The organism is Ruegeria sp. BF12, from assembly GCF_056538705.1.
Map to the genome: position 1 here is coordinate 87,579 of NZ_JBQFTP010000004.1, position 11,818 is coordinate 99,396.

10 protein-coding genes are annotated in these 11,818 nt (G+C 58.4%); 6 read left to right on the top strand and 4 right to left on the bottom strand.

The window, feature by feature from the left end; genetic code table 11:
* Positions 1-220 precede the first annotated feature (220 nt).
* The 3 genes from ACR0J0_RS08770 to ACR0J0_RS08780 all read right to left on the bottom strand — a co-directional run bounded on the left by ACR0J0_RS08770 (position 221) and on the right by ACR0J0_RS08780 (position 2,896).
* On the bottom strand, positions 221-1,387 hold the full coding sequence (locus ACR0J0_RS08770; protein ID WP_480663049.1) for an alpha-hydroxy acid oxidase: 1,167 nt from the start codon (positions 1,385-1,387) through the stop codon (positions 221-223).
* Positions 1,388-1,539: 152 nt separating this feature from the next.
* The gene (gene trpA / locus ACR0J0_RS08775) at positions 1,540-2,331 is read right to left on the bottom strand and encodes a tryptophan synthase subunit alpha (protein WP_480663051.1); all 792 of its coding nucleotides are present in this window, start codon (positions 2,329-2,331) and stop codon (positions 1,540-1,542) included.
* Between the two features lie 79 nt (positions 2,332-2,410).
* Complete coding sequence (locus ACR0J0_RS08780; protein ID WP_480663053.1) at positions 2,411-2,896, bottom strand: acyloxyacyl hydrolase; 486 nt, start codon at positions 2,894-2,896, stop codon at positions 2,411-2,413.
* A gap of 199 nt (positions 2,897-3,095) precedes the next feature.
* Between ACR0J0_RS08780 and ychF the strand changes: the two genes are divergently transcribed.
* Positions 3,096-4,193, top strand: a complete 1,098-nt coding sequence (gene ychF, locus ACR0J0_RS08785) for a redox-regulated ATPase YchF (RefSeq protein ID WP_480663055.1) — start codon at positions 3,096-3,098, stop codon at positions 4,191-4,193.
* Between the two features lie 55 nt (positions 4,194-4,248).
* Here ychF and ACR0J0_RS08790 read toward each other — a convergent pair whose 3' ends face one another.
* A complete protein-coding gene (locus ACR0J0_RS08790) occupies positions 4,249-4,761 on the bottom strand; it encodes an ester cyclase (RefSeq protein ID WP_480663057.1) in 513 nt (170 codons plus the stop codon).
* Between the two features lie 166 nt (positions 4,762-4,927).
* Between ACR0J0_RS08790 and ACR0J0_RS08795 the strand changes: the two genes are divergently transcribed.
* From ACR0J0_RS08795 to ACR0J0_RS08815, 5 genes are all read left to right on the top strand, one after another.
* A complete protein-coding gene (locus tag ACR0J0_RS08795) occupies positions 4,928-5,809 on the top strand; it encodes a LysR family transcriptional regulator (RefSeq protein ID WP_480663059.1) in 882 nt (293 codons plus the stop codon).
* A gap of 85 nt (positions 5,810-5,894) precedes the next feature.
* Positions 5,895-7,598 carry an NAD(P)H-dependent oxidoreductase subunit E gene (locus tag ACR0J0_RS08800; protein WP_480663061.1) on the top strand — a complete coding sequence of 568 codons (1,704 nt, stop codon included), beginning with the start codon at positions 5,895-5,897 and terminating at the stop codon, positions 7,596-7,598.
* A 13-nt stretch (positions 7,599-7,611) separates the two neighbouring features.
* Complete coding sequence (gene fdhF, locus ACR0J0_RS08805) at positions 7,612-10,395, top strand: formate dehydrogenase subunit alpha (protein WP_480663063.1); 2,784 nt, start codon at positions 7,612-7,614, stop codon at positions 10,393-10,395.
* Between the two features lie 111 nt (positions 10,396-10,506).
* Positions 10,507-11,313, top strand: coding sequence for a cyclase family protein (locus tag ACR0J0_RS08810; protein ID WP_480663065.1), 807 nt, complete (start codon positions 10,507-10,509; stop codon positions 11,311-11,313).
* Positions 11,297-11,818 (top strand): thioesterase family protein, encoded by a 522-nt coding sequence (locus ACR0J0_RS08815; RefSeq protein WP_480663067.1) that lies wholly within the window; start codon positions 11,297-11,299, stop codon positions 11,816-11,818. The genes ACR0J0_RS08810 and ACR0J0_RS08815 overlap by 17 nt, the downstream gene beginning before the upstream one ends.

The following is an 11,818-nucleotide window of genomic DNA, read 5'->3' on the forward strand; positions in this document are numbered from 1 at the left end:
TGTATGCCCGCGTGAAGCCGCGTCCTTAGCTTGATTCAACTGGTTTGGAAAGAGGTTTTTGAGCCATCTGGTTTTTGCGAGGCTCTGCCTCGCGCTCCAAGGTTTTTTCAGCCAGATGATCAGCCAGATGAATTGAGGGTCCGTTGCTTCATCTGGCTGCATATACCTCGGAGTAGTCGCCCAAAGGGCGGCGGGGGCAGCGCCCCCTTGGCACGCGGGGTCACTTTTGCCAACGACCGCCGAAATCTTCGGGGATCAATAGGTTGTGGCGGCCCAGATTATTTACATTCCGCTCGCCGCACAGCGCCATTGTGGTGTCCAGTTCCTTGTGTATGATATCCAACGCTGTAGCTACGCCTTTTTGGCCCATCGCACCAAGCCCGTAGACGAAAGCACGGCCGATATATGTGCCTTTTGCACCCAGCGCCAAAGCTTTCAAAACATCCTGCCCCGAGCGAATACCGCTGTCCAGGTGGACTTCAACGTCGTCGCCAACGGCGTCCATGATCTCGGGCAATACACGGATCGAACTGAGCGCGCCGTCCAGTTGACGCCCGCCATGGTTTGATACGACGATGGCATCGGCGCCAAGCTTGGCCGCCATCTTGGCATCTTCGGCATCCAGAATGCCCTTTAGGATCACCTTGCCGCCCCATTGTTCCATCAGTTTCTCGACCTTGCTCCAGTCGAGGCTGGGATCGAATTGCTCGGCCGTCCATGCGCCCAGCGATGAAGCGTCCGAAACGCCCTCGGCGTGACCAACGATATTGCCGAACTCGCGTCGATGCGCGCCCAGCATCTCGATTCCCCAGGCCCATTTGGTCATCAGGTTAGCGATGGTCTTGGCGGTCAGTTTCGGTGGGGCGGACAGGCCGTTTTTCAGGTCTTTGTGCCGCTGGCCCAGAATTTGCAGATCCAATGTAATCACCAGCGCCGAACACTTTGCGTCCTTGGCCCGTTCGATCAGGCGGCTGACATAGTCCTGATCTTTCATGGTATAGAGCTGAAACCAAAAGGGCTTGGTCGTGTACCCAGCGACATCCTCGATCGAATTGATCGACATGGTCGACAGGGTAAAGGGCACGCCAAATTCTTCGGCAGCCTTTGCGGCCTTCATCTCGCCATCTGCGTGCTGCATGCCTGTAAGGCCGACAGGGGCGAGCGCCACAGGCATCGCGACGTCCTCACCTATCATTTGCGAAGCGGTCGAGCGCCCGTCCATGTCCACGGCGACCCGTTGGCGCAGTCTGATGTCTTCGAAATCCGAGCTGTTGTCGCGGAAGGTCTGCTCATTCCAGCTGCCACTTTCGGCATAGTCGAAAAACATGCGCGGTACGCGGCGTTCGTAGATGCGTTTCAGGTCGTCAATATTAGTAATCACGGGCATGTGTTTCGACTTTCGCGAGACTGGTTCTTTTTCTTTACCAATTACATTCAGATCTCGCAATGTCCCGAAAACACGGTTCAACGGCGCGCAATCAGCCACAAAAAAACGCAGCCGACCGGGGGCGACTGCGTTGAAATGATGAAAACCTGGGATCAGGCCGAATGGGCGCCGTCCGCCAGAGTTTTCACAAAGTCCAGCACTTCGGCGGCGGGTTTGCCCGCAGCGATCTGGCTGACGATGGCCGATCCGACCACGGCACCATCGGCCACGGTTGCGATTGCACGTGATTTCTCGGGCGTGTTGATCCCGAACCCAACAATCACTGGCAGATCGGTTGCTGATTTGATCCGTGCGACCTCGGGGCCGACATTGGTGGCCTCTGCTTCTGCCGCGCCGGTGATGCCTGTGATCGAGACATAATAAACAAAGCCCGACGTATTCTGCAGGACGCGCGGAAGGCGTTTGTCATCCGTGGTCGGCGTCGCCAGGCGAATGAAGTTCAGACCTGCGGCTTGCGCGGGAAGGCAAAGTTCCTCGTCTTCTTCCGGTGGCAGGTCGACGATGATAAGCCCGTCGATGCCCGCCTCTTTGGCATCGACAAGGAACTTGTCGACGCCACGGCTGTAGATCGGATTGTAGTACCCCATCAGCACAATCGGAGTGGTGTCGTCGGTTTCGCGAAATGCGCGGGCCAGATCCAAAGTCCGTTGCAGGGTCATGCCGCCGTCCAGCGCGCGCTGACCGGCAGCCTGGATCGTGGGGCCATCCGCCATAGGGTCGGTGAAGGGCAGGCCCAATTCGATAACGTCCACACCGGCGCCCGGCAAACCTTTTACGATCTCAAGCGAGGCATCGAAATCCGGGTCCCCGGCCATGATATAGGCGACAAAGGCCTTCTTTCCCTGTTCCTTCAGGGCAGCGAACTTGGCGTCGATACGGGTCATGGGCAGTCCTTGCAATCAGGTTCAGACCTGATGTGCAGAAACTTTGCCCGGAAATCAATCCCGCCTAGGGCAGATTGCGTCAGAACGCGTAGTGGTACCGCAGCAAGGCCGAGTTAACGCCCGGGTTGTCGTCCTGTGTGCTTGCATTGGATTTATGGGTAATGGCCAAGGACAAGCTATTGCCATTGTTGAGGGTGTAGCCGACGCCCAGCAGGCTGCGAATCTGGAACTCACCACCGAGGTCGTTAAGCGCATCGCCTTCTGAAAAATACCCGGGCATGACACTGCCTTCGACGAACCAGCGGTCAGCGAACGCGTAGACTCCGATCAAGCCTATGCCGACATGAATGTCAGAGGCGGCATCAACGGTCAGGGCGCCTCCCCATGTGGCGGAAAAACGCGTGGCTTCGTGAAATGGCCGGTGATGGTATTCGATCGAAATTACGGCTTCATCATCAGACAGGCTGTCTGAAAAATCTGAAAAACCGGCACCAAAGACAATGGATTGCGCCTGCGCTGTTTGGGCAGCGAGCAGAAGCGCAGTGATTGCAGCAAAATACTTCATATCATGTATTCACTATTTGTTTGATCGCAACGTTTTACATGGTGAGCTTAGTGTGCCGATTTCAATCCAGGCAAGATCACGTATGCCCAACGGTTTTGTGATGTTGCAATTTGAACCAGTGGCCCTTTCCGTGGTCCGGCTTGCGTATTTCCCCGGACCTGCATAGAAGCAGCGCTCGAATGGTATGCAGGAGGCCGTCATGGGCTTTAAAATGGGAATCGTGGGGTTGCCGAATGTGGGCAAATCGACCCTCTTCAATGCGCTGACCAAAACCGCGGCTGCGCAAGCTGCGAATTTCCCGTTCTGCACAATTGAGCCCAATGTGGGTGACGTGGCTGTGCCTGACGACCGGCTGGATAAGTTGGCGGCAATTGCAAGTTCGAAGCAGATCATTCCGACGCGGATGACCTTCGTGGATATCGCCGGCTTGGTGAAGGGCGCGTCGAAGGGTGAGGGGCTGGGCAACCAGTTTCTGGCCAACATCCGTGAGACAGACGCCATTGCTCATGTGCTGCGTTGCTTCGAAGACGGCGACGTAACCCATGTTGACGGTCGCGTCGATCCGGTGGCCGATGCCGACACGATCGAGACCGAATTGATGCTGGCCGATCTGGAAAGCATCGAAAAGCGCCGCGCCAATCTGGTGCGCAAGCTCAAAGGCAACGACAAAGAGGCGCAGCAGCAGGACCGCTTGCTGGCCGAAGCGCAGGCGATGCTGGAAAACGGCAAACCCGCGCGTCTGGTCGAAGTGTCTGACGAAGACGCCAAGGCGTGGAAAATGCTGCAGCTACTGACCACCAAGCCGGTCCTCTATGTTTGCAATGTGTCCGAGGAAGAAGCGGCCGACGGCAACGAATACTCGTCCAAGGTTGCCGAGATGGCTGCGGCACAAGGCAACTCACACGTCATCATCAGCGCCAAGATCGAAGAAGAGATCAGCCTGCTGGAAGACGACGAGGCCCAGATGTTTCTTGAGGAAATGGGGCTGGAAGAGCCCGGCCTCGATCGACTGATCCGCGCAGGCTACGACCTTCTGAAGCTGGAAACTTATTTCACCGTTGGCCCGAAAGAGGCCCGCGCCTGGACCATCCGCACCGGTACTGCTGCACCGCAGGCGGCAGGCGTGATCCACGGTGATTTCGAAAAGGGTTTCATCCGCGCCGAAACCATTGCTTATGACGATTATATCGCCGCCAATGGTGAGCAAGGGGCCAAAGAAGCAGGCAAGATGCGGGCCGAGGGCAAGGGATACATCGTCAAGGACGGCGATGTGATGCACTTCCTGTTCAACACCTGATCAATGCAGGAACGCTCGATCCAGCCGAAGATCGGGCGCACATTGTTCGCCGTTCCTAGTTTTCCATGCCAAGCTGCTGTCGCTGCGTGAAGAAATCCCACACGACCCAGCTTTCCGCTATCTGGCCATTGGAAATACGGTCAATCTGAACGCCGGTCCAGTCAGCCGACCGGCCAGTGGCGGGCAGCCCGAGATAGGTGCCATTCTGGGTTCCATAAAAGCGCCAGTGGGTGGATACGCGGTCGCCTTCGGCGGTCTGTTCCAAAATCTCGACCTTCAGGTCGGGAAAGGTCCTATGGTTAGCTTCAACAATACCGACCCATGTGGTCAGGTCGATGCTCCCGGTGCCGCCGGTAGCCAATGGCGCTTGATGGTTCTGATAGCCTTCGGCGAAAATGGTCTCGTCAATCGTGGACTCTGCGGCCCACATTTCAAGAGCCTGTCGGGAAAGGTCTTTTGCCGCAGAAACGTCATTCACTTGTGCCATGGCATCTCCTCCTGCCAAAAAAGTTAACAACGCCGCCAGCACCCAGATACGAGCACCCAAGCCGAAACGTTCTCTGACCATTGAAGTCCTCCGCCCATCATATCGACTCCGCTCCATGATAGCGCGGTCATCGTAGCAGAACAAAGTGCAATCCACGGCTAAGCGCCATGGCCGGAATACAACTAGCGCTTTCACGGCGACGCAAACGCGTTACTGTGCGACTGGCCAGACTTTAGGACACCGCTGCATGATCGAAATCCGCGACCTTCAACTTCTTAACGCGCTGGCGCGGCTTCAGCACTTTGCAAAAGCGGCAGAGGAGTGCGGGATTTCTCAGCCTGCGTTCTCGATGCGTATCCGCAACCTTGAGGATCGACTGGGGGTGTCCATCGTTCGCCGAGCCAACCGGTTTCAGGGGCTGACCGAAGAGGGCGAGATGATCGTGCGCCGTGCCAGGCGTATTCTTGACGACGCCAAGGCGCTAGAGCAGCAGGTGCTGGCGGCACGGGGTGAGATCACCGGGACATTGATTCTGGGCGTGATTCCGACCGCGATTGCGTTCACGGGGCGGCTGATCAAACGCCTGCAACAAGCCCATCCACGTATTTTGTCGCGAATCGAAACCATGTCGGCCTCGGCCATCCAACACCGACTGGATGAGGGCAGCCTGGACGCGGGCATCACCTATGGCGACAGCATCGGCACCGATCTGCGACAAGTACAGCCTTTGTACGAAGAGACCTATGTTCTGCTGGTTCCGTCTCACATGACCGAAGAAACCGGTCCGATCCCCTGGGCTCAGGTGGCCGAATTCCCGATCAGCCTTTTGGAGCCGCAGATGCAGAACCGTCGTATCCTTGACCGCATCTTTGCCGAGCAGGGGCTACACCCGCATGTGGTTGCCGAAACCAGCGGCTTTACTGCCTCGATGGTCATGGCGCGTGAGGGGCTTGCGGCCACGGTTGTGCCCCGTGTCCTGATCCGCGCTTTGGGCGATTTGAAGGGGACGAAAGTTCTGCCTCTGGTCGATCCTGTTGTAAGTAAACCGATTTGTCTGGCGACACTTAGCCGAGACCCGGAATTGCCAACGGTTGAGGCCCTACGCGCGGTGGTGACGTCTTTACGGTGATAAACTGTCGTTATCGTGCGATTACGATAAGCGATTTGACGATATGTTATTCTGATGAGACACGGAGCCTCAATCGGAGGGCATCATGGCACCATTAGACACCAAGCCATCAGGCGCGCCAAAGGGCGTCTGGAAGTCAGGTAAAGGCAAAGGGCGGCATACGCCCAAAGGCCGTCAGTTCACGGATGAGGCGCAGGCAGAAATCCATCGCCTGCTGGGCGACCGCCCGCGCCGCCGCGATCTGTTGATTGAATTCCTGCATTTGATTCAGGACGAACACGGCCATATCAGCGCCGACCACATCGCCGCGCTGGCGGTCGAGATGCGGATCGGTCAGGCCGAGATTTACGAAACCGCGACCTTCTATGCCCATTTCGATGTGGTGAAAGAAGGCGAGACGCCTCCGCCCGCGCTGACGATCCGTGTCTGTGATTCTCTGTCCTGCGAAATGGCTGGCGCCCAGCAGTTGCAAAAAGCGCTGGAAGACGGACTGGACGCGTCCGAAGTCCGCGTTGTCCGCGCGCCTTGCATGGGCCGTTGTGACACTGCCCCGGTGCTGGAGATCGGTCACAACCATATCGACCATGCGACTCCCGAAAAGGTGCAGGCCGCGATTGCTGCGGGCGACACCCACGCCCATCTGCCCGGTTACGAAGCCTTTGCCGCTTATGAGGCAAACGGTGGCTACGCCAAGCTGAAAGAGCTGCGCGAAAGCGGCGATTGGGAGAAGGTGCAGGAAGACGTCCTGTCCTCGGGCCTGCGCGGTCTGGGTGGTGCTGGTTTCCCGTCCGGCAAGAAATGGGGTTTTGTTCGCATGAACGAAGGTCCGCGCTATCTGGCCGTGAACGGGGACGAGGGCGAACCGGGTACGTTCAAGGACCGCTACTATCTGGAGCGCACGCCGCACGTCTTCCTCGAAGGGATGCTGATCGCTGCCTGGGCGGTCGAGGCGGAAACCTGCTTCATCTATATGCGCGACGAATATCCGGCGGTGCTGGAGATTCTGCGGCGTGAGATTGCTGCGCTGGAATACGCCGGGATTGTTGAGCCGGGTTACATCGACCTGCGCCGCGGTGCCGGCGCTTACATCTGCGGTGAAGAATCCGCGATGATTGAATCCATCGAAGGCAAGAAAGGCCTGCCGCGTCACCGTCCTCCGTTCGTGGCGCAGGTTGGTGTCTTCAACCGCCCGACGCTCGTGCACAATGTCGAGACGTTGTATTGGGTCACCAAAGTTTGCCGCGAGGGGCCCGAGTGCCTCAACAGCACCGAAAAAAATGGCCGCAAGGGCCTACGCAGCTATTCGGTCTCGGGCCGGGTGGCAAAGCCGGGCGTTTACCTGCTGCCCGCCGGATCGACCATTCTGGACGTGATCGAAGCCGCTGGTGGGATGGTCGAAGGTCAGACCTTCAAAGCCTATCAGCCGGGCGGTCCGTCCTCGGGCCTGCTGCCTGCGTCGATGGATGATATCCCATTGGACTTCGACACGCTGCAACCGCACGGGACGTTCATTGGTTCTGCGGCCGTGGTGGTTCTGTCCGATCAGGATACGGCCCGTGACGCGGCGCTGAACATGCTACGGTTCTTTGAGGATGAAAGCTGCGGTCAGTGTACACCCTGCCGTGCCGGTTGCGAAAAGGCGGTGAAGCTGATGCAGGCCGACAAGTGGGATCAGGACCTGCTTGAGGACCTGTGTCAGGTCATGGGCGATGCCTCGATCTGCGGTCTGGGGCAGGCGGCCCCGAACCCGATCCGCCTGGTCATGAAACATTTCGCTGACGAAATCTGAGGGAGACAGAGCCATGCTTGATGCAAGCCCAAACAAGACCGTCACCTTCAACCTGAACGGCGAGGATGTCACCGTGCCCGAGGGCTGGACCATCTGGGAAGCCGCCAAGGGGCAGGGGTTCACCATTCCGCACCTGTGCCACAAGCCGCAGCCGGGCTATCGCCCCGACGGTAACTGCCGCGCCTGTATGGTCGAGGTGGAAGGCGAGCGTACTCTGGTCGCCTCGTGCATCCGTCCCGCGGCGGACGGTATGGTGGTCAAGATTGACTCGGAGCGCGCTGAGAAATCACGCGCCATGGTCATGGAGCTGCTGGTCGCTGACCAGCCCGAGGAGGCGCACGACAAGTCCAGCCATTTCTGGGACATGGCCAAGCTGAACGCTGTCAGCGACAGCCGGTTCCCGGCGAAAGAGGCCGAGAAAATCCCTCTGTTGGATGACAGCCATGTTGCGATGCGCGTCAATCTGGACGCCTGCATCAACTGCAACCTTTGCGTACGGGCGTGCCGTGAAGTGCAGGTGAACGACGTGATCGGCATGGCCGGTCGTGGCCATACCGCGCAGGTGGTGTTCGACCAGAACGATCCGATGGGCGATTCAACCTGTGTGGCCTGTGGCGAATGCGTTCAGGCCTGCCCGACCGGGGCCCTGATGCCCGCCACTGTGCTGGACGACCAGCAAAAGGGCGACAGCAAGGACTACGATTCTGAGACCGAAAGCGTCTGCCCGTTCTGCGGTGTGGGCTGTAAGGTCTCGCTGAAGGTCAAAGACGGTAAGGTCAAATACGTCGAGGGCATCAACGGCCCCGCAAACGAGGGCCGCCTGTGCGTCAAAGGCCGCTTTGGCTTTGACTACATCCACCATCCGCACCGCCTAACCAAGCCGCTGATCCGTCGCGAAGACGCACCAGAGAAGGGCCTGAATGTCGATCCCGGCGATCTAAGTACCCATTTCCGCGAAGCGACCTGGGAAGAGGCGATGGATTTGGCGGCCACCAAGCTGACGGCCCTGCGCGACCAAGACCCGCGCAGCGTAGCAGGCTTCGGTTCGGCCAAATGCACCAACGAAGAAGCCTACCTGTTCCAAAAGTTCATCCGTCAGGGGTTCAAGCACAACAACGTCGACCACTGCACCCGTCTGTGCCACGCGTCGTCTGTAGCCGCTCTGATCGAGAACGTCGGTTCCGGTGCCGTAACCGCGACCTTCAACGAGATCGAAAACGCGGATGTGGCGATCATCATCGGCTCGAACCCGATCGAAAACCATCCGGTTGCGGCGACCTACTTCAAGCAGTTCGCCAAACGCGGCGGCAAGCTGATCGTGATGGACCCACGCGGTGTTGGCATGCGCAAATTCGCCGACGAAATGCTGCAGTTCCGTCCGGGGGCCGATGTCTCGATGCTCAACGCGATCATGAACGTGATCGTCGAAGAAGAGCTGTACGACAGCCAGTACATCCACCGCTGGACCGAGAACTGGGAAGCCGAGAAAGAGCATCTGCGCCAGTTCACGCCCGAGGCGATGGCGCCGATCTGCGGCATCGAACCGGATCAGCTGCGCCGCGTGGCCCGCACCTTTGCACAGGCCAAGGCTGGTCTGATCTTCTGGGGTATGGGCGTCAGCCAGCACATCCACGGCACTGACAACTCTCGCTGCCTGATCAGCCTCGCTCTGATGACCGGAAACGTTGGCAAACCGGGCGCGGGTCTGCACCCACTGCGGGGGCAGAACAACGTGCAGGGTGCCTCAGATGCGGGTTTGATCCCGATGTTCCTGCCGGATTACCAGTCGGTCACCGATGACGGCATCCGCGCGAAATTCAACAGTGTGTGGGACTCCGAAGATTTCTCGAACGAGAAGGGTCTGACGGTCACCGAGATCATTGATCAGGCGTATGCGGGCAACATCAAGGGTATGTACATCATGGGTGAGAACCCCGCCATGTCCGACCCTGATGTGAACCACGCGCGGGATGCTCTGGCCAAGCTTGAGTTGATGATTGTGCAGGACATCTTCCTGACCGAGACGGCGAACTATGCCGACATCATCCTGCCGGCCTCGGCGCTGTATGAAAAGAACGGCACGGTGTCGAATACCAACCGTCAGGTACAGCGGGTGCGTCCGGCCGTGACACCTCCGGGTGAAGCGCGCGAGGATTGGAAGATCACCGTCGAACTGGCGCAGCGCATCGGGCTGAACTGGGATTATACGGATGTGTCTCAGGTCTTTGACGAGATGAAGCTGACGATGAACTCGCTCAACAACATCACGTGGGAGCGTCTGAAAACCGAAACCATCACGTACCCGTCGCTCAGCGAGACTGATCCGGGGCAGGCGATTGTATTCGGCGACGGCTTCCCCCGTGCGGATGGCAAGGCGCGGTTCACTCCGGCCAGCGTCATCCCACCGGATGAGGCGCCGGATGAAGAATACCCGATGATCGCCACCACCGGCCGTCAGCTAGAGCATTGGCACACCGGGTCGATGACCCGACGGTCCAACGTTCTGGATGCGGTTGAACCGGAGGCGAACTGTTCGCTGAACCCACGGACGCTCAAGCTAATGGGGATCGAACCGGGCGAGATGGTCCGCCTGACCACCCGTCGCGGCTCGATTGAGATCATGGCCCGCGCCGACCGGGCGATTGCCGAAGACATGGTGTTCATCCCATTCGCCTATGTCGAGGCGGCAGCGAACATCCTGACCAACTCGGCCATCGACCCCTACGGCAAGATCCCCGAGTTTAAGTTCTCGGCCATTCGGGTGGAAAAGATCGAAGATGCCATCGCGGCGGAATAGATCCGACAAACAGTTATTGGGAAAGGCGGCATTCTAGGTCGCCTTTTTCTTTGCTTGACAGCGGGTTAACTGCGGCCAACCCTGTCACCGTCTTTGGTGGAGGAGTTGCATATGGCGCGCCGCTTTGTCGATTTATCCGTTCCGTTGGAAACCGGGATCGTATCGGACCCGCCGATCATGCTGCCGGAAATCGAGTATTTGACGCATGATCAGACCGCCGAACAGGTCATGTCATTTTTCCCAGGGCTTAAGAAAGAGGACCTTCCGGGCGGTGAAGGCTGGGCGATCGAGCGGTTGCAGATTGCCACGCATAACGGCACCCATCTGGACGCGCCCTACCACCACCATTCCACGATGAACAAGGGAGAGCGGGCCATCACGATCGACGAGGTTCCGCTGGAATGGTGCATGAACCCCGGCGTTAAACTGGATTTCCGCCATTTTGATGATGGCTATGTGGTGACGGCGGCTGATGTCGAGGCCGAACTAAAGCGCATTGGCCATGACCTGCGTCCGTTGGATATCGTGGTCGTGAATACCTCGGCCGGAACGCGATACGGGCAGCCCGACTACCTGATGAAAGGGTGTGGCATGGGGCGCGAGGCAACCCTGTATCTGACCGAACGCGGCGTGCGTGTGACCGGAACCGATGCCTGGAGTTGGGACGCACCGTTTCCTTTGACGGCGCAAGAGTATGCTGAAACGCAGGACCCGTCGATCATTTGGGAAGGGCATCGGGCGTCGATGGATATCGGGTATTGTCACATGGAAAAGCTGACGAACCTTGAATCTTTGCCGCCCGTCGGGTTCGAGATTTCCTGCTTCCCATTCAAGATCAAAGGGGCATCGGCCGGTTTCGTGCGCGCCGTTGCGATCTTTGAGACCCAGGAAGGAGCACCTGATGCAGCTGACGCCTGAAACGCTGGCCGGACATGACGGACCGTATGACGCCCCGGTTGAGTTCCAAGGGTTCAAGGCGCGCCCAGAATGGATCGACTATAACGGTCACATGAACGTTGGTTATTACGGCGTCGCCTTCGATAACGCGCTGGAATTGTTGATGGTGGATCACCTTGGGTTGGGCGAGGCTCAGGTCAAGGCAATAGGGCAGGGGCCGTACATCCTGCAATCGCACATGAATTTCCTGCGCGAGATGCTGGAGGGCGAGTCTTTCAGCATCCGGTTTCGCCTGCTGGACGCGGATCACAAACGCGGCCACTACTTCGCGCAGATGGTATCCGAAAAGGACGGCGTAGTTTGTGCCACTCAGGAGGCATTGTTCATGAACGTCAGCCATACGACTGGTCGTTCGGTTCCCTACCCGGATTGGGCAGTTACACGTCTGCAGCGGATGGTGAGTGATCACGCCGGTCTGGATCCGGTGCCGGAGGTCGGCCAGCAGATCGGTATTCGCAGGAAATAG

Bases quoted from the DNA above. Each gene is read 5' to 3' on its own strand.
- ACR0J0_RS08795 (WP_480663059.1), top strand. From the start codon at position 4,928: ATGATCGAAATCCGCGACCTTCAACTTCTTAACGCGCTGGCGCGGCTT.
- ACR0J0_RS08790 (WP_480663057.1), bottom strand. From the start codon at position 4,761: ATGGTCAGAGAACGTTTCGGCTTGGGTGCTCGTATCTGGGTGCTGGCG.
- ACR0J0_RS08815 (WP_480663067.1), top strand. From the start codon at position 11,297: ATGCAGCTGACGCCTGAAACGCTGGCCGGACATGACGGACCGTATGAC.
- ACR0J0_RS08770 (WP_480663049.1), bottom strand. From the start codon at position 1,387: ATGCCCGTGATTACTAATATTGACGACCTGAAACGCATCTACGAACGC.
- ACR0J0_RS08810 (WP_480663065.1), top strand. From the start codon at position 10,507: ATGGCGCGCCGCTTTGTCGATTTATCCGTTCCGTTGGAAACCGGGATC.
- ACR0J0_RS08800 (WP_480663061.1), top strand. From the start codon at position 5,895: ATGGCACCATTAGACACCAAGCCATCAGGCGCGCCAAAGGGCGTCTGG.
- ychF (WP_480663055.1), top strand. From the start codon at position 3,096: ATGGGCTTTAAAATGGGAATCGTGGGGTTGCCGAATGTGGGCAAATCG.
- fdhF (WP_480663063.1), top strand. From the start codon at position 7,612: ATGCTTGATGCAAGCCCAAACAAGACCGTCACCTTCAACCTGAACGGC.
- trpA (WP_480663051.1), bottom strand. From the start codon at position 2,331: ATGACCCGTATCGACGCCAAGTTCGCTGCCCTGAAGGAACAGGGAAAG.
- ACR0J0_RS08780 (WP_480663053.1), bottom strand. From the start codon at position 2,896: ATGAAGTATTTTGCTGCAATCACTGCGCTTCTGCTCGCTGCCCAAACA.